We start from the raw sequence: 15,292 nt of genomic DNA, 5'->3' as shown, positions 1-15,292 counted from the left end.
GCGGGGCGACAGCCGCTCGCGCCCGCCGCGATCGAGCCGCGGCTGGCCGTCGCCGGCGCGCGAGAGCACGAGCACGTCGCCGGGGCGGATGCGGTGCGGGTTGTCGATGTCCGGGTTGTCGTTCCAGAGCTGCGGCCAGTACCAGGGATCGCGCAGATAATAGCCGGCGATGTCCCAGAGCGTGTCGCCGGGTTTGACCACGTAGCGCAGCGGCGCGTCGTCGCGGATCTGCGCCGACAGGTCCGCGGTCTCGAGATCGGGCGGCGCGACCGCGCGCGGTGGGGCCTCGTCCCGGGGCGCGGGGCCCGGCGGCCCGGCGGGCGAGGTCGGTTGACCGGCGCAGCCGGCCAGGACCAGACCCGCGCCCAGTGCCAGGGCGCGGACCACGGCCCCGAGCGTGGTGTTCAAACCGTTATACTCTCGCATCCGGGATGCGTCCCCCGTGGTCGAGCCGCACATGGCGGGCGCCACACGGCGTGCGATGCGGCCCCGGTCACGCGCAACCTTGTCCAAACCGACAGAATATGGCGATTCTCGAGATTTTGCATTTCCCCGATCCGCGGCTGCGCGAGACCACCGAACCGGTCACGCAGTTCGATGCGGCGCTGTCGGCCTTCGTCGACGATATGTTCGAGACCATGTACGACGCGCCGGGCGTCGGCCTGGCCGCGACCCAGGTCGGCGACACGCGCCGCGTCGCGGTCATGGACTGCTCCGACGACCGCAGCGGGCGCATCGTCATGTGCAATCCGCGGATCCTGTCGCAGGAGGCACCCGAGGTCGTCGACGAGGGCTGTCTGTCGGTGCCCGAGCACTACGACCGGGTCGAACGCTACACCTGGGTGCGCTTCGCCGCCCAGGCCCGCGACGGCGAGCATTTCGAGATGGAGGCCGAGGGTCTGCTCGCCCAGTGCGTGCAGCACGAACTGGCTCATCTCGACGGCGGTCTCTACATCGACAAGCTCTCGCGGCTCAAGCGCGAGCGCATCCGGCGCAAGCTCGCCAAGGCCGCGCGTCACGCCGCCGAGGCCGGCGACGCGTGAACGCGGGTCGGGTATGAACATCGTCTTCGCCGGCACGCCGGATTTCGCGCTGCCCAGCCTCGACGCGGTCGCGGCGAGCGGTCATCGCCTGACCGGCGTGCTCACCCAGCCCGATCGCCCGGCCGGGCGCGGGCGCCGGCTGGCGGCGTCGCCGGTCAAGCAGCGGGCGCTCGAACTCGGTGTCCCGGTCCAGCAGCCGGAGCGCCTCAAGCGCGATGCCGATATCGACGCGCTGGCCGCGCTGGCGCCGGACCTGATGGTGGTCGTCGCCTACGGCCTGATCCTGCCGCAACGGGTGCTCGATCTGCCGACGCACGGCTGCGTCAACGTGCACGCCTCGCTGCTGCCGCGCTGGCGCGGGGCCGCGCCGATCGCCCGCGCGATCCTCGCCGGCGACAACGAAACCGGGGTCACCGTGATGCAGATGGCGCCCGGCCTGGATACCGGGCCCATGCTCGCCCGCCGCGCGGTGGCCATCGACGCCACCACCGACGCCGGTGCGCTGCATGACGAGCTCGCCGAACTGGGCGCGGTCGCGCTCGGCGACGTGCTCACCCGGCTGCCCGGCCGGCTGGAGGCCGAGCCCCAGGACGACGATCAGGCCACCTACGCCCGCCGGCTGGACAAGGCCGAGGCCGCGATCGACTGGCGTGCGCCGGCCGAGGCGATCGCCCGCGCGGTGCGCGCGTTCTCGCCCTGGCCGGTGGCCCATGCGGGCCTGGACGGTGCGCGGCTGCGCATCTGGCGGGCCGCCGTGGCGCCGGGCACGAGCGCGGCCGAGCCGGGCACGGTCGTCGCCGCGGGTCGCGGCGGCATCGATATCGCCACCGGCGGCGGGCTGCTGCGGGTGCACGAACTCCAGCTGCCGGGCAAGCGCCGGATGAGCGCGGCGGATGCCGCGCATGGTCGCGACTGGGTCGGGCTGCGGCTTGAGTGACGCCGCGGCCGGTTCCGCGCCGCGGGCGGCGGCGGCGCGCGCGGTCAGCGCGGTCATCGACGGCGGTCGCAGCCTGGATGCGGCGCTGGCCGAAGCGGTCGTGGCCCTGAGCGCGGCCGACCGCGGTCTCGCCGCCGCCATGGCCTTCGGCACGCTGCGGGAACACCGGCGCCTGGCGGCGCTGATCGCACCGCGTCTCAAACGCCGGCCGCAGCCGCTGCTGCACGCCCTGCTGCTCGTGGGTGTCCATCAGCTCGAGGCCATGCGCGTGCCCCCGCACGCGGCGGTGCACGCCAGCGTGGCCGCGACACGCGCCCTGGGGCTATCCAAGGCGCGGGGGCTGGTCAACGCGGTGCTGCGCGGGTTCCAGCGCGACGGTGCGCCCGCGGTCGGCGATGCGCCCGGCCTGCGGTATTCGCATCCGGACTGGCTGGTCGACGCCATCCGTGCCGATTGGCCGCAGGCCTGGACGTCGGTGCTGGCGGCCAACAACGCCCAGGCGCCGATGCATCTGCGCGTCAACGCCCGGCGCATCGATCGCGAGGCCTATCGTGCGGTGCTCGCCGAGGCGGGGTTTGAGGCCGTGCCCACGCCGCATGCGCCCGACGGGCTGACCTTGGACACGCCATTGGCGGTCGCCGACCTGCCCGGCTTCGCCGCCGGCGAGGTCTCGATCCAGGACGGCGCGGCCCAGCTCGCGGCCGATCTGGTCGACCCGGTCGACGGCGAGCGCGTGCTCGATGCCTGTGCTGCGCCCGGCAACAAGACCGCGCATCTGCTCGAACGGGCCGCGGCCGACGTGCTCGCGCTGGACGTCGACGGCGAGCGTGTGGCCACGCTCGAAGCCACGCTGACCCGGCTCGGCCTCGCGGCGCGCACGCGAACCGCCGACGCCCGGGCGGTGGATTCGTGGTGGGACGGTCGTGCCTTCGACGCGATTCTGCTCGATGCCCCCTGCAGCGGCACCGGGGTGATCCGCCGGCATCCGGACATCAAGTGGCTGCGGCGCCCGACCGACATCGCCGCCGCGGCCGAGCGCCAGGGCGCTCTGCTGGATGCGCTGTGGCCGACGCTCGCTCCGGGCGGGCGGCTGGTCTATGCCACCTGCTCGATTCTTGCCGCGGAAGGCGCGGATCCGGTGGCGGCATTCATCGCGCGCCAGCCCGATGCGCACGAGCGTCCGATCGCCGCCGACTGGGGCGAGCCGGCCGCGACCGGGCGTCGGCTGGCGCCCGGCGCGCACGGTTTCGACGGCTTCTACTACGCCGTGCTCGAACGCCGTCCGGACTGACGTCGCCGGGGTACGTAGCAATACGGAGTTGAAATGGTTGCGCGCAATCGCATGTTTGGTCGCGTAGTGATGCATCAACCAAGCGGAGTTGCGATGAGCGACGAACTCAAGGGCAAGAAGGTCGCGTTTCTGGCCACCAACGGTTTCGAATACTCGGAGCTGACCCAACCCTGGGACGAGATCAAGGCCGCCGGCGCCGAAGTGGAACTGATTTCGCTCGAATCCGGCAAGATCCAGGGCGAAAGCGGCGGCGAGCCGACGGGCGACCCGAAGCCGGTCGACAAGACCGTGGATCAGGTTTCGGCCGGCGACTACAACGCACTGGTGCTGCCGGGCGGTCTGGCCAATCCGGACACGCTGCGCACCAATGACAGGGCCGTGTCCTTCGTGCGCGATTTCTTCGCCCAGCACAAGCCGGTCGGCGCGATCTGTCATGCACCCTGGGTGCTGATCGAAGCCGGCGTGGTCGACGGCCGCACGCTGACGTCCTTCCCGTCGGTCCAGACCGATCTGAAGAACGCCGGTGCGACCTGGGTTGATCGCGAAGTCGTCTGCGACGAAGCGCTCGTCACCAGCCGCACGCCGGACGATCTCGACGCCTTCTGCGCGAAGATGATCGAGGAGATCGCCGAGGGCAAGCACGAGGAACAGACGACCTAAACGGACCACCTGAGTCGCTCGCGCGGCGATCGACGAGAGCCCGGTGCGTGTCGCGCCGGGCTTTTTCATGGCCACTGGGTCCGTCGACGCGTCATGCGAACTCGCGCCCGGCGAGGATCGGTGTCATGACGAGATGCGCGCCGCCCGCACGTCGCGCGTGGACAGCCGACTTGGATTACCGCGGCCGCTTGATGTCATGGCGCTTGTGCCGAACGGTCGGGCGGCCACCGACCACCCGATCAGGGCGCGCCGCGGCGTTGCACGTGTCGATGAAGACGCGTCACGATCGCCGCTCGCGTCTTCCGCAGCGGGATCATCAGTTGCCAACGTGGCGCTTCGGCGTGAACCGGCATCGCCGGCGTGGTGTCGGGTGCCGTCTTTCGGTCATCTTTCTCGCGCAGACAGGATGAAGTGACTCGCGCATCAGTGCGAAACCCGGGCCGAGTCGCGGCATCCGGAAGCTCGACGCGCCGAACGGTCCTGCAGACCGGCTCCGGCCGAGCTGTCCACACAATCGGGAGAGTGCTTGTGTCTCGTCGGCGGTGGTGTCCGGCGAGCGCTCGCTAGTGTCCCGCCGGGAGCGTGTCCGCGGGACTCAGTCCTCCAGCGCGTAGTCGATGGTGGTCACCACGCGCACGCGCTTGATATCCGGCGTATAGCTGTCGAGATCGGAGATCGAGAAATAGCCCTGCGAGGCTGAACGGATGGCGCCGACCCGGCTGCCCGAGTCCTGCGCGAACTGTTTGGCGGCCTTGCGGGCATCCGCGGTCGCGGCCGCGATCATCTCCGGCTTGATCTCTTCCAGCTCGGTGAACAGGAATTCGGTGCGATAGTTGTAGTTCGGCGAGAGTACGACGCCTCGGCCGATCAGTTCGCCCACCCGCGGCATGGCCTGCTTGACGGCGTCGATCGCCGACGTGCGCACGAGCATGGTGGCCTCGGCGGAATAACGGCTGGGCGGGCGCTGATTGCCGTAGCTGGTGGCATAGCGATCGGTGACCTGGGGCGACGAGAGCGTGATCGTCTCGGGCTTGAAGCCGGCATCGGCCAGGAATGCACGGATGATGTCGGCCTGGGCGTCGACGCCCTGCTGGACTTCGCCGAGTGCATCGCCGGTCACGGTGAAATGCAGTGGCCAGAGCGCCAGCGTGGCACGGACTTCGCGTTCGGCCAGACCCTTGACCGTGACCGTGCGCTCGGCGGATTTCCACTGGATCGCCGCGCTCTTGAGATAGCTGCCACCGGTCACCAGGCCGATGGCGATGGCCAGGCCGAGCACGGCCGCTGCGAAGACGTTGTGGTACACGCCGATAGCCCTTTGCGTCGACGCCGGAACAGCGCCTTCAAAGCATATCGGAAAGCCCCGATGCGTGCGCACGCATCGGGTGCGGGGCAGGGGTCGCTAGCGGTAGATCGGGTCGCGCACCACCACGCCGCGCTCGGCGAGAAAGCCCTTGGCCTGCTGGATGGTATAGGTGCCGAAGTGGAATATGGACGCGGCGAGCACCGCGTCCGCGCAGCCGATCTCCAGGCCGTCGTGCAGATCCTCGAGGCTGCCCACGCCGCCGGAGGCGATCACGGGTACGTCCACCGACTGCGACATGGCCCGGGTGAGCTTGAGGTCGAAGCCGGACTTGGTGCCGTCCTTGTCCATGCTGGTCAGCAGCACTTCGCCGGCGCCCAGCGACACCAGCTTCTGCGCCCAGCCGATGGCTTCGATGCCGGTCGGCTTGCGGCCGCCGTGGGTGAAGATCTCCCAGCGCGGCGGCTCGCCCTTGCGGGCCACGTTCTTGGCGTCGATGGCCACGACGATGCACTGCGAGCCGTAGCGGTAGGCGGCCTCGCGGACGAAGTCCGGGTTGGAGATCGCGGCGGTGTTGATCGAGACCTTGTCGGCCCCGGCCGACAGCAGCCGGCGCACGTCCGGCAGGGTGCGCACGCCGCCGCCCACGGTCAGCGGGATGAAGACCTCGCCGGCCACGCGCTCGACCACGTCCATGAGGGTGTCGCGCGCCTCGTGGCTGGCGGTGATGTCGAGAAACACCAGTTCGTCGGCGCCCTGCTGGTCGTAGCGGCGCGCGATTTCGACCGGGTCGCCGGCGTCCTTAATCTCGAGGAACTTCACGCCCTTGACGACCCGCCCCTTGTCGATATCGAGGCAGGGGATGATGCGCTTGGCGAGGGTCATGGGCTGCGGGTCTTGTCGTTGACGAGCCGGCGGGCTTCGGCGAGATCGATGGTGCCCTCGTAGAGCGCGCGCCCGATCACCGCGCCCGTGACGCCGTCGGCCTCCGCGTCGAGCAGGGCCTCGATGTCGTCGAGACGGGTCACACCGCCCGAGGCGATGACCGGAATGGTCAGTTCCCGGGCCAGCGCGCGGCTGGCCTCGACGTTCACGCCCTCCATCATGCCGTCGCGGCTGATGTCGGTGTGGATGATGGCGATCACGCCGTCGGCCTCGAACTGCTGCGCGAGGTCGGCAACCGCGTGATTGGACAGTTTCGACCAGCCGTCGGTGGCCACCTTGCCGTCGCGGGCGTCCAGGCCGACGATGATCCGGCGCGGGAACTCCACCCCGACGTCGGCGACGAAGTGCGGCTCCGAGACCGCGCGGGTGCCGAGGATGACGAACTCCACGCCGCGCTCGAGATAGGTCTCGATGTCGACTTCCTCGCGGATGCCGCCGCCGACCTGCACGGGGATGTCGCCCGCGGCGGACACGATCTCCCCGATCACGCGGTCGTTGACCGGATAGCCGGCCTTGGCACCGTCGAGATCGACCACGTGGATGCGATCGGCGCCCGCGGCGATCCAGCGCTCGGCCACCGCCACGGGGTCGTCGTCGAATACGGTGACGTTCTTGTCCATGTCGCCCTGGCGCAGGCGCACGCACTGACCGTTCTTGATGTCGATTGCAGGGATGAGTAGCACGCCGGAACTCCTGGTCTGCGGCCGATTCGTGACTGTTGCGGGCGGGGCCGTTCTAGGCGGCGCCGTCCCATTCGAGGAAATTGGCCAGCAGCTGCAGGCCGGCCGACTGGCTCTTTTCGGGATGGAACTGCACGGCAAAGACGTTCTCGCGCAGGATCACCGAAGCGAAGCGGACACCGTAATCGGTGGTGCCGGCGATGTGGCCGGCGTTCTCGGGCACGACGTGATAGCTGTGGACGAAGTAGAACCAGCTCGCCGGCGCGATATCCTTCCACAACGGATGATGCCGCTCCTGGCGGACCTGGTTCCAGCCCATATGCGGTATCTTGCGGCGCACACCATCGGGCTGGTCGTCCGGGCCGGCGAAGTGCACCGTATCCCCGGGGAAGGCGCCGAGGCATTCGACCCCACCGGATTCCTCCGAGTGCGCCATCAGAGCCTCGATCCCCAGACAGACGCCCATGAGCGGCTTGCGGCCGAGCTGCTCGCGGATCATGTCGTCGAGCTCCAGGCGATGCAGCTCGGCCATGCAGTGCCCGATGGCGCCGACGCCGGGCAGGACCAGGCGATCCATGCGCGCGAGCGCATCCGGATCGAAGCTGACCTCGATCTGCTCGTCCGATGCGACGTAGCGCAGGGCCTTGGCAATCGAGTGCAGATTGCCCATCCCGTAGTCGATGATGCCGACGGTTGCCATAAGCGTAGAGAAGGTGGTCTAGAGGCGGCCCTTGGTCGACGGCATCGCGCCCTCGGCGCGCGCGTCGCCGGCCACGGCCATGCGCAGCGCGCGTCCGAAGGCCTTGAACAGGGTCTCGGCGATATGGTGCGCGTTGTCACCCTTGAGGCTGTCCATGTGCAGGGTGATCGCCCCGGCGCTGGCCACGCCCTGAAAGAACTCGCGCACGAGCTCGACGTCGAAGGTGCCGATCTTGTCGCGCGTGAACGCGGCGTCGAAGAACAGCCCCGGCCGACCCGACAGATCGACGACGACCCGCGACAACGCCTCGTCCAGGGGCACGTAGGCGTGCCCGTAGCGCGTGATGCCGCGCTTGTCGCCCACGGCCTCGGCCAGCGCCCGGCCCAGACACAGGCCCACGTCCTCGACCGTGTGGTGGTCGTCGATGTGAGTGTCGCCTGCTGCGCTCAGCTCGATGTCGATCAGCCCGTGGCGGGCGATCTGGTGGAGCATGTGATCGAAAAAGCCGACACCGGTACCGCCGGTGAAGGCGCCGCTACCGTCCAGGTCGATCTCGAGTCGAATATCGGTTTCGGCCGTCGCGCGTGCGATCGTGGCCCGTCGCGAAGTCATGGTAGTCGCTTTCAAAGCTGTCGATTCACCCCGTCAGACGACGGATAATACGCCGTTTGCGCCGGTCACGCGAATGGCCGCGGGCGCCCGCGTCGCCTAGCTGGCAAGCCAGAACGTGACCGGCCCGTCGTTGACCAGCTCGACCTGCATGTCGGCGCCGAAAACGCCCATGGCCACGGGCGTTTTCGCGGCCGTAAGGGCGGCGGCGAAGACGTCGAAGAGCCCGGCCGCGCGTTCGGGCGGGCAGGCGGTGGAAAAGCCCGGCCGCGTGCCGCGACGGGTGTCCGCGGCGAGCGTGAACTGGGGCACGGCGAGCACCGCGTGGCCGCCCGCCGCGGCACTGACGTTCATGCGGCCGTCGGCGTCGGCGAACAGGCGGTAGCCGAGCACGCGCTCGGCCAGTCGCCGGGCCCGGGCGTCGTCGTCCTCGGGCACCGCGGCGACCAGCGCGAGTATGCCGCGGTCGATGGCGGCCACGCGCTCGCCGTCAATGCACACCGCAGCGCGGGACACGCGCTGGATCAGCGCGATCATGACGGGATCAGCGACGGCGCCTGTTCGCGATGGCGGCGCAGCAGGGCCTCGAACGGCGTCGGGTCGTGGATGTGCACGACGTCGCCGTCCATCGGAAAGTGATAGTCCACGAGCCGCGAGACCCAGAAACGCAGCGCCGCGGCCCGGAGCATCGCCGGCCAGGCCCGGATCTCGGCGTCGGTCAGCGGCCGGCGGCGATGGTAGGCCCCCGCGAAGGCCGCCCAGTGATCCGGCAGGTGCCGGCGCTGGTCGTCGTAGGCCCAGTCGTTGCAGATCACGGCCAGATCGAACAGCAGATACTCCTGACAGGCGAAGTAGAAGTCGATGATGCCCGAGACCCGCTGACCCTGGAACAGGACGTTGTCGCGGAACATGTCGGCGTGGATGACCGCGCGCGGCAGGTCGACGTAGCAGGTCCGGGCGCAGTCGGACTGATAGGCGAGCTCGTCGTCGAGCAGCGTCCGCGTCTCGGTGTCCAGGCGCGTGCCCAGACGCGCGCGGGCATCGCGCAGCCAGGCCAGATCCCGGGTGTTGTCCTGGGTCAGGCCGAAGGAGCGCACGGCACGGTGCATCTCGGCCACGACGCCGCCGAGCGAGCCGCACTGGGCCGGTTCCGGGCTCTCGATACTCGCGCCGGACAGCCGATAGACCAGGGCGGCCGGGCGCCCGCGCACCTCGCTGAGAAAACCGCCGTCGTTACGGGCCACCGGGTGCGCCCCCGGCACGCCGTGTCCGGCGAGATGGTCCATGAGCTGCATGAAGAACGGCAGCGCCGCGGTGTCCACCTGCTCGAAGAGCGTGAGCACCCAGCGTCCGGTGGTGGTGTCCACGAAGTAGTTGGTGTTCGTGATGCCGGCCGCGATGCCGCGGAAGTCCTCGAGTTCGCCGATGGCGTAATCCGCGAGCAGGGCGCGCAGATCGTCGTGATCGACCCGGGTGTACACCGACATCAGTTTCCGCCTTCGCTGTCCCGCCTGCGCGCGCGCTTGAGAAAGACCCGCATTTCCTTGGCCGCCTGATTGTCGCCGCGGTCCTCGGCCACCGCGATCCCGCGTTCGAGCGCATCGATCGCCGCGTCCGTGTCACCGTGCTCCAGCAGGGCCCGGCCGTAGAGTTTCCAGGCGGCGGAATACTGCGGGTCCTGAGCGACCGCCTCCGCCAGATGCGTGATCGCCGGGCCGGTCTCGCCGGCCTGATACAGCAGTTCGCCGAGCGAGAAACGCAGCAGCGCCCCGTCGCGGCCCGCGGCGAGCATGTCCTCGAGTTGGTCGCGCATCCCCATGCGCACAGTGTAACGGTCGCGCTGCGCCGCGCGGGAGAGAAATCGCTCAGTGACGCCAGAAGGCGGGGGTCAGAATCACCAGCAGGGTGAACACTTCCAGCCGGCCCAGCAGCATCGCCAGGCACAGCACCCACTTGGCCAGCGCGGGCAGGCCGGCCATGTTCGACGACACTTCGCCCAGGCCCGGGCCCAGGTTGTTGATTGAGGCCGCCACCGCCGAGAACGCCGTCAGCTCGCTCAGGCCGGCGGCCAGCAGCACCAGGAACATGGCCGTGAACACCGTCACGTAGACCGCGAAGAAACCCCAGACCGCCTGGATGACGCGGTCCGGGATCACCTTCGCGCCCATCTTGATCGGGATCTCGGCGTTGGGGTGGACCAGGCGGGTGATCTCGCGCGTGCCCTGCTTGGCGAGCAGGATGAAGCGCACGACCTTCATGCCGCCCGTGGTCGAGCCCGCGCAGCCGCCCACGAAGCTGCCGAGCAGCAGCAGCATGGGTAGAAAGGTCGGCCAGACCGAATAGTCGGTGGTCGTGAAGCCGGTGGTGGTTCCGATCGCGACCACCTGGAACATCGACTTCACCACGGCCTCAGGCACGTTGACGTACGTGCCCCAGAACAACAGCACCCCGACGCAGACCGTGGTCGCGGCGAGGACCATGATCAGGAAGGTGCGCGTCTCCGAGTCGCGCCAGTAGGTCAGCGGATTGGCGCTGCGCCAGACGGTGAAGTGCATGCCGAAGCTGATCGAGCCCACCAGCATCGCCACGATCGCCGCGAGCTCGATCACCGGGTTATCGTGATGGCCCAGCGACAGGTCGTGGTTGGAGAAGCCGCCCGTGGCGATCGCCGAAAAGCCGTGACTCACGGCGTCGAAGGCGCTCATGCCGGCCAGCCAGAACACCAGCGCGCACAGGGCCGTGAGCGAGACGTACAGATACCACAGCGCCTTGGCGGTCTCGCGAATGCGCGGCGTCAGCTTGGAATCCTTGATCGGGCCGGGCGTTTCCGCGCGATAGAGCTGCATGCCGCCCACGCCGAGCATCGGCAGCACCGCGACCGCGAGCACGATGATGCCCATGCCGCCCATCCAGTGCAGCAGCTGGCGCCAGAACAGCACCGCATGCGGCAGCGTGTCCAGCCCGACCAGCACGGTGGCGCCGGTCGTGGTCAGCCCGGAGACCGATTCGAACACGGCGTCGGTGACGCTGATATCGGGCCGATCGGCGAGATACAGCGGCACCGCGCCGAACAGGCTGAGCACCATCCAGAACAGCACCACGACCAGAAAGCCGTCGCGGACCTTGAGTTCGCGCTGGACATGGCGGACCGGCCACCACGCGGCCGTACCGGTCGTCAGGGTGACCGCGAATCCGATGAGAAAGGCGTCGCTCTCGCCGTCGCCGTAGGCGAAACCCATGATCGCCGGCACCAGCATGCTGGTGGAGAAGATCATCAGCAGCAGGCCGAGCACCCGCTGGACGACCGCGAAGTAGTAGTTCAGCTGGAATGTCGCCACGGCGCGCTCAGACGTAGGACACGCCGACCTGGAACAGACGTTCCACGTCCGCCGTGTATTTCTTGTCGACGATGAACAGCATGACGTGATCGCCGGATTCGATCACCGTGTCGCGATGGCCCATCAGGACGTCGTCGCCGCGTGCGATCGCGCCGATGGTCGTGCCCGGGGGCAGCTTGATCTCGTCGATGCGCCGGCCGACCACGCGCGAGTCGGCCCGCTCGCCGTGGGCGATGGCCTCGATCGCCTCGGCCGCGCCGCGCCGCAGCGTGTGCACCCGAACCACGTCGCCGCGGCGCACGTGCGCCAGCAGGGCGGAGATGGTGGACTGCTTGGGCGAGATCGCGATGTCGATCTGGGTGCCCGAGGACTCGATCAGGTCCACATAGGCCAGCCGGTTGATCAGCGACATCGCCTTGCGCGCGCCCAGGCGCTTGGCCAGCATGGCCGAGAGGATGTTGGCCTCGTCGTCGTTGGTGATCGCGCAGAACACGTCGACGTGCTCGATGTTCTCCTCGACCAGCAGTGACTCGTTCGCGGCGTCGCCCTTGAGCACGATCGAGCGGTTGACCTTCTCCGAGAGCCAGCCGGCCCGCGCCTGATTGTTCTCGATGATCTTGACCTGGCAGTGGTTTTCCAGCGCCAGCGCCAGCCGCAGGCCGATGTTGCCGCCACCGGCGATCATTACCCGCTTGACCGGCCGGTCGAGCTTGCGCAGTTCCCCGATCACCTTCTTGATGTCCCGCCGTGCGGCGACGAAGAACACCTCGTCATCGGCCTCGATGATGGTGTCGCCTTCCGGGATCAGCGGTTTGCCGCGCCGATAGATCGCCACCACGCGGGTGTCGATGTCGGGGATGTGCTCGCGCAGGGTGCGCAGCTCCTGGCCGACGAGCGGCCCGCCGTAGTAGGCCTTGACGCCCACGACCTGCACCTTGCCGTCGGCGAAGTCCACCACCTGGAGCGCGCCCGGATACTCGATCAGCCGCTTGATGTAGTCGGTGACCAGCTGCTCCGGGCTGATGGTCATGTCGATCGGGATCGCATCCTGATGGAACAGCCGATCCTCGAGCAGATACTCGGCCGCCCGGATGCGTGCGATCTTGGTCGGCGTGTGGAACAGCGTGTAGGCGATCTGGCAGGCGATCATGTTGGTCTCGTCGGTCGCCGTGACCGCGATGATCATGTCGGCGTCGTTGGCACCGGCATTGCGCAGAACGTCGGGATGCGAGGCATAGCCCTGCACCGCCTGGATATCGAGCCGATCCTGGAGCGGACGCAGCAGCGACTGGTCGGTATCGACGACGGTGACGTCGTTGGATTCGTGCGCGAGATTCTCCGCCAGTGTCGCACCGACTTCGCCCGCCCCCAGGATGATGATCTTCATGCCGCGCAACAGTAGAACGGGCCCTGTCCGCTTGCAACAGCCTGCAGGCGCACATCGGACGCTGTGTTCGCTGCACGATGCGCGTAATATGGACGCCTGTTCAACACCCTCGCGACAGATCGTGAACGACGACGTCAGCTCATCCCCCGAATCCGCCGACGGCCCGGCCTGGCTCGAGCACGTGGCCTGGGACGAACACGGCCTGGCGCCGGTGATCGCGCAGTCGGTGGACAGCCAGCGCGTGCTCACGCTGGCCTGGATGAACCGGGCCGCGCTCGCGGCGACGGTCGAGTCCGGCTTTGCAACCTACTGGTCACGTTCGCGTGCCAAGCTCTGGCGCAAGGGTGAGACATCGGGCAATCGGCAGCGCGTGGTCGAGATCCGGCTGGACTGCGACAACGATGCGCTGCTGCTGCGGATCGAACAGATCGGCGGCGCGGCCTGTCATACGGGGCGCGAATCCTGTTTCTTCCAGATCCACGACGACGGCGAATGGGTGACCCGGGACCCGGTGCTCATCGATCCCCAGGACATGTACGGTCTGCATGAGTGACAACGATATTCTGAGCCGGCTCGACGCGGCGCTGGCCGCCCGGCGCGAGGCCGATCCCGACACCAGCTACACTGCCTCGCTCTATGCGGGCGGCGTGGCGCGCATCGGCGCCAAGATCCGCGAGGAGTCCGAGGAGGTGGTCGAGGCCGCGGCCGAGGACGACGACGCCCATCTGATCCACGAGGTCGCCGACTTGTGGTTTCATTGCATGGTGCTGCTCGGCTCGCGCGGGCTCGACAGTGCTGCGGTTCAAGCCGAACTTGGACGACGCTTCGGCGTGTCCGGCATCGAGGAGAAGGCCGCCCGCCCGGCGTCCGACGGACACGAGTAACAGACGAGGTAATCATGATTGGTGGTATCAGTATCTGGCAGCTGCTCATTCTTCTGGTCATCGTGGTGTTGATATTCGGCACCAAGCGACTGCGCAACCTCGGCGGCGATCTCGGCTCGGCGCTCAAGGATTTTCGCGGCGCAATGAAGGACGGCGACGAGAACGACGAGACCACCGAGGACGCCCGCAAGCGCCCGGAGGACCCGCAGGTCGTTGACGAACTGGGCAAGACCAAGCCCAACACCGGCCCGGTCGAGGACGCCCATCAGCGCAACGCCAAGCGGGATGAGAGCGAGAACCGCGAGTAGCCTCGCGCCACACGAATGTTCGACATCGGTTTCTGGGAACTGACAATACTGGCCGTGATCGGCCTGATCGTGCTCGGGCCCGAGCGCCTGCCCGTGGTCGCGCGCACGCTGGGTCTCTGGGTCGGGCGCGCCAAGGGCTATGTGCGCGGTATTACCAGCGAGCTCGAGCGCGAGGTCAGCGTCGACGAGCTGCGCGCCGACGTCCGGCGCACGCGCGAGCGCATCGAGTCGGAGACGCGCGGGGCGATCGAGCCCGCACAGGACGCCCTTTCGCCCGAGCGGCCTTCAGTCATGCCGAGCGACGATGATGTCGCCCGGGGCGACGCGCGGTCGGGAGCGGCCGACCGCGGCGATGCACCGGCCGGTGCCGCGCCGACCGCCGATGACGGATCACGGAAGACGGATCGACCCAGCGAATGAGCCAGCAGACGCCGAGCGAGGAAGAACAGCCGCTGATGGCGCATCTGCTCGAGTTGCGCTCGCGCCTGCTGCGGATCGTGATCGGTATCGGCATCGTTTTCGTGCCGATGGCTTATTTCGCGCGCGATCTGTTTACGTTTCTCTCCGGGCCGCTTCTCGCGCACATGCCGGAGGGCAATAGCCTGATCGCGACCGGGGTCGCCGCACCGTTTCTGGCGCCGTTCAAGCTGTCCATGCTGCTGGCGGTGGCGATCTCGCTGCCCTGGACGCTCTACCAGATCTGGATGTTCATCGCGCCGGGGCTGTACGCTCAGGAGCGCCGGCTGGTCACGCCGTTGCTGGTCTCCAGCACCGGCCTGTTCTATCTCGGCATGGCGTTCGCCTACTATGCGGTGTTCCCCGTGGTGTTCGGATTCTTCGTCTCGGTCGCGCCCACGGGCGTGGCGGTGATGACCGACATCTCGGCGTATCTGGATTTCGTGCTCGGCATGTTCCTCGCATTCGGCATGGCCTTCGAACTGCCGGTGGCGATCTTTCTGATCGTCTGGGCCGGCTTCGTCACGCCGCGCCAGCTCGCCGGCTATCGCGCCTATGTGCTGGTGGCGGCATTCGCGGTGGGCATGCTGCTGACGCCGCCGGACGTCATCTCGCAGACGCTTCTGGCCGTGCCTGTCTATCTGCTCTACGAGGTCGGCATCTGGACCGCGCGGCTGTTCGTGCCGGGTGTGCGCGAGGTCGAGGCGCAGCAGGACGAGCAGCGCTAGGGCCTGTTAACGCTCCATACGAG

General features: G+C 68.5%; 20 protein-coding genes. 9 read left to right on the top strand and 11 right to left on the bottom strand.

What is annotated here, in order from left to right; genetic code table 11:
* The coding region (locus SAHL_RS14495) for a LysM peptidoglycan-binding domain-containing protein (protein ID WP_148045579.1) at positions 1 to 426 on the bottom strand (426 nt) is incomplete at its 3' end.
* 98 nt (positions 427 to 524) lie between these two features.
* Between SAHL_RS14495 and def the strand changes: the two genes are divergently transcribed.
* The 4 genes from def to SAHL_RS14475 all read left to right on the top strand — a co-directional run bounded on the left by def (position 525) and on the right by SAHL_RS14475 (position 3,931).
* A complete protein-coding gene (gene def / locus SAHL_RS14490; RefSeq protein WP_123592131.1) occupies positions 525 to 1,043 on the top strand; it encodes a peptide deformylase in 519 nt (172 codons plus the stop codon).
* 13 nt (positions 1,044 to 1,056) lie between these two features.
* On the top strand, positions 1,057 to 1,980 hold the full coding sequence (fmt, locus tag SAHL_RS14485) for a methionyl-tRNA formyltransferase (RefSeq protein ID WP_123592130.1): 924 nt from the start codon (positions 1,057 to 1,059) through the stop codon (positions 1,978 to 1,980).
* Positions 1,973 to 3,271: a 16S rRNA (cytosine(967)-C(5))-methyltransferase RsmB gene (gene rsmB / locus SAHL_RS14480; RefSeq protein ID WP_221177977.1), complete on the top strand. Its 1,299-nt coding sequence runs from the start codon at positions 1,973 to 1,975 to the stop codon at positions 3,269 to 3,271. The genes fmt and rsmB overlap by 8 nt, the downstream gene beginning before the upstream one ends.
* A 93-nt stretch (positions 3,272 to 3,364) precedes the next feature.
* Positions 3,365 to 3,931: a type 1 glutamine amidotransferase domain-containing protein gene (locus SAHL_RS14475; RefSeq protein WP_123592129.1), complete on the top strand. Its 567-nt coding sequence runs from the start codon at positions 3,365 to 3,367 to the stop codon at positions 3,929 to 3,931.
* Between the two features lie 595 nt (positions 3,932 to 4,526).
* On the opposite strand, the gene SAHL_RS14470 is transcribed toward SAHL_RS14475, so the two are convergent.
* The 10 genes from SAHL_RS14470 to trkA form a co-directional block, all read right to left on the bottom strand.
* Positions 4,527 to 5,237: an SIMPL domain-containing protein gene (locus tag SAHL_RS14470; RefSeq protein ID WP_123592128.1), complete on the bottom strand. Its 711-nt coding sequence runs from the start codon at positions 5,235 to 5,237 to the stop codon at positions 4,527 to 4,529.
* A gap of 96 nt (positions 5,238 to 5,333) precedes the next feature.
* Complete coding sequence (gene hisF, locus SAHL_RS14465) at positions 5,334 to 6,119, bottom strand: imidazole glycerol phosphate synthase subunit HisF (protein ID WP_123592127.1); 786 nt, start codon at positions 6,117 to 6,119, stop codon at positions 5,334 to 5,336.
* Positions 6,116 to 6,862 carry a 1-(5-phosphoribosyl)-5-[(5-phosphoribosylamino)methylideneamino]imidazole-4-carboxamide isomerase gene (gene hisA, locus SAHL_RS14460; protein WP_123592126.1) on the bottom strand — a complete coding sequence of 249 codons (747 nt, stop codon included), beginning with the start codon at positions 6,860 to 6,862 and terminating at the stop codon, positions 6,116 to 6,118. The genes hisF and hisA overlap by 4 nt, the downstream gene beginning before the upstream one ends.
* A 52-nt stretch (positions 6,863 to 6,914) precedes the next feature.
* Positions 6,915 to 7,559, bottom strand: a complete 645-nt coding sequence (gene hisH, locus SAHL_RS14455; protein WP_123592125.1) for an imidazole glycerol phosphate synthase subunit HisH — start codon at positions 7,557 to 7,559, stop codon at positions 6,915 to 6,917.
* A gap of 18 nt (positions 7,560 to 7,577) precedes the next feature.
* On the bottom strand, positions 7,578 to 8,171 hold the full coding sequence (gene hisB, locus SAHL_RS14450) for an imidazoleglycerol-phosphate dehydratase HisB (RefSeq protein WP_123592124.1): 594 nt from the start codon (positions 8,169 to 8,171) through the stop codon (positions 7,578 to 7,580).
* 96 nt (positions 8,172 to 8,267) lie between these two features.
* Positions 8,268 to 8,705, bottom strand: a complete 438-nt coding sequence (gene dtd, locus SAHL_RS14445) for a D-aminoacyl-tRNA deacylase (RefSeq protein WP_123592123.1) — start codon at positions 8,703 to 8,705, stop codon at positions 8,268 to 8,270.
* Complete coding sequence (locus SAHL_RS14440) at positions 8,702 to 9,655, bottom strand: homoserine kinase (RefSeq protein ID WP_123592122.1); 954 nt, start codon at positions 9,653 to 9,655, stop codon at positions 8,702 to 8,704. Before SAHL_RS14440 ends, dtd begins: the two co-directional genes overlap by 4 nt.
* On the bottom strand, positions 9,655 to 9,987 hold the full coding sequence (locus SAHL_RS14435) for a tetratricopeptide repeat protein (protein ID WP_123592121.1): 333 nt from the start codon (positions 9,985 to 9,987) through the stop codon (positions 9,655 to 9,657). The genes SAHL_RS14440 and SAHL_RS14435 overlap by 1 nt, the downstream gene beginning before the upstream one ends.
* Positions 9,988 to 10,033: 46 nt before the next feature.
* Positions 10,034 to 11,443 (bottom strand): TrkH family potassium uptake protein, encoded by a 1,410-nt coding sequence (locus SAHL_RS14430; protein ID WP_123592133.1) that lies wholly within the window; start codon positions 11,441 to 11,443, stop codon positions 10,034 to 10,036.
* Between the two features lie 70 nt (positions 11,444 to 11,513).
* Positions 11,514 to 12,893: a Trk system potassium transporter TrkA gene (trkA, locus tag SAHL_RS14425; RefSeq protein WP_123592120.1), complete on the bottom strand. Its 1,380-nt coding sequence runs from the start codon at positions 12,891 to 12,893 to the stop codon at positions 11,514 to 11,516.
* A gap of 121 nt (positions 12,894 to 13,014) precedes the next feature.
* On the opposite strand from trkA, the gene hisI reads away from it, so the two are divergent.
* Genes hisI through tatC form a run of 5 tightly spaced genes read left to right on the top strand, consistent with a single transcriptional unit; the run spans position 13,015 to position 15,269 of the window.
* The gene (gene hisI / locus SAHL_RS14420) at positions 13,015 to 13,446 is read left to right on the top strand and encodes a phosphoribosyl-AMP cyclohydrolase (RefSeq protein WP_245965487.1); all 432 of its coding nucleotides are present in this window, start codon (positions 13,015 to 13,017) and stop codon (positions 13,444 to 13,446) included.
* Positions 13,439 to 13,777, top strand: a complete 339-nt coding sequence (locus SAHL_RS14415) for a phosphoribosyl-ATP diphosphatase (RefSeq protein WP_123592118.1) — start codon at positions 13,439 to 13,441, stop codon at positions 13,775 to 13,777. Before hisI ends, SAHL_RS14415 begins: the two co-directional genes overlap by 8 nt.
* A gap of 11 nt (positions 13,778 to 13,788) precedes the next feature.
* Complete coding sequence (gene tatA / locus SAHL_RS18440) at positions 13,789 to 14,085, top strand: twin-arginine translocase TatA/TatE family subunit (RefSeq protein WP_123592132.1); 297 nt, start codon at positions 13,789 to 13,791, stop codon at positions 14,083 to 14,085.
* A gap of 15 nt (positions 14,086 to 14,100) precedes the next feature.
* Positions 14,101 to 14,505, top strand: coding sequence for a Sec-independent protein translocase protein TatB (tatB, locus tag SAHL_RS14405; protein WP_123592117.1), 405 nt, complete (start codon positions 14,101 to 14,103; stop codon positions 14,503 to 14,505).
* Positions 14,502 to 15,269, top strand: coding sequence for a twin-arginine translocase subunit TatC (tatC, locus tag SAHL_RS14400; RefSeq protein ID WP_123592116.1), 768 nt, complete (start codon positions 14,502 to 14,504; stop codon positions 15,267 to 15,269). Before tatB ends, tatC begins: the two co-directional genes overlap by 4 nt.
* Positions 15,270 to 15,292: the final 23 nt, after the last annotated feature.

It is taken from the genome of Salinisphaera orenii subsp. halophila YIM 95161 (genome assembly GCF_003732545.1).
GTDB lineage: Bacteria > Pseudomonadota > Gammaproteobacteria > Nevskiales > Salinisphaeraceae > Salinisphaera > Salinisphaera orenii_A.
This window is presented reverse-complemented; position numbering and strand designations above follow the sequence as displayed.

What these genes read in the sequence shown, in the direction of transcription:
- def (WP_123592131.1), top strand. Translation starts at nt 525, where the DNA reads ATGGCGATTCTCGAGATTTTGCATTTCCCCGATCCGCGGCTGCGCGAG.
- fmt (WP_123592130.1), top strand. Translation starts at nt 1,057, where the DNA reads ATGAACATCGTCTTCGCCGGCACGCCGGATTTCGCGCTGCCCAGCCTC.
- SAHL_RS14475 (WP_123592129.1), top strand. Translation starts at nt 3,365, where the DNA reads ATGAGCGACGAACTCAAGGGCAAGAAGGTCGCGTTTCTGGCCACCAAC.
- hisF (WP_123592127.1), bottom strand. Translation starts at nt 6,119, where the DNA reads ATGACCCTCGCCAAGCGCATCATCCCCTGCCTCGATATCGACAAGGGG.
- hisH (WP_123592125.1), bottom strand. Translation starts at nt 7,559, where the DNA reads ATGGCAACCGTCGGCATCATCGACTACGGGATGGGCAATCTGCACTCG.
- hisB (WP_123592124.1), bottom strand. Translation starts at nt 8,171, where the DNA reads ATGACTTCGCGACGGGCCACGATCGCACGCGCGACGGCCGAAACCGAT.
- dtd (WP_123592123.1), bottom strand. Translation starts at nt 8,705, where the DNA reads ATGATCGCGCTGATCCAGCGCGTGTCCCGCGCTGCGGTGTGCATTGAC.
- SAHL_RS14440 (WP_123592122.1), bottom strand. Translation starts at nt 9,655, where the DNA reads ATGTCGGTGTACACCCGGGTCGATCACGACGATCTGCGCGCCCTGCTC.
- SAHL_RS14435 (WP_123592121.1), bottom strand. Translation starts at nt 9,987, where the DNA reads ATGGGGATGCGCGACCAACTCGAGGACATGCTCGCCGCGGGCCGCGAC.
- SAHL_RS14430 (WP_123592133.1), bottom strand. Translation starts at nt 11,443, where the DNA reads ATGATCTTCTCCACCAGCATGCTGGTGCCGGCGATCATGGGTTTCGCC.
- trkA (WP_123592120.1), bottom strand. Translation starts at nt 12,893, where the DNA reads ATGAAGATCATCATCCTGGGGGCGGGCGAAGTCGGTGCGACACTGGCG.
- SAHL_RS14415 (WP_123592118.1), top strand. Translation starts at nt 13,439, where the DNA reads ATGAGTGACAACGATATTCTGAGCCGGCTCGACGCGGCGCTGGCCGCC.
- tatB (WP_123592117.1), top strand. Translation starts at nt 14,101, where the DNA reads ATGTTCGACATCGGTTTCTGGGAACTGACAATACTGGCCGTGATCGGC.
- tatC (WP_123592116.1), top strand. Translation starts at nt 14,502, where the DNA reads ATGAGCCAGCAGACGCCGAGCGAGGAAGAACAGCCGCTGATGGCGCAT.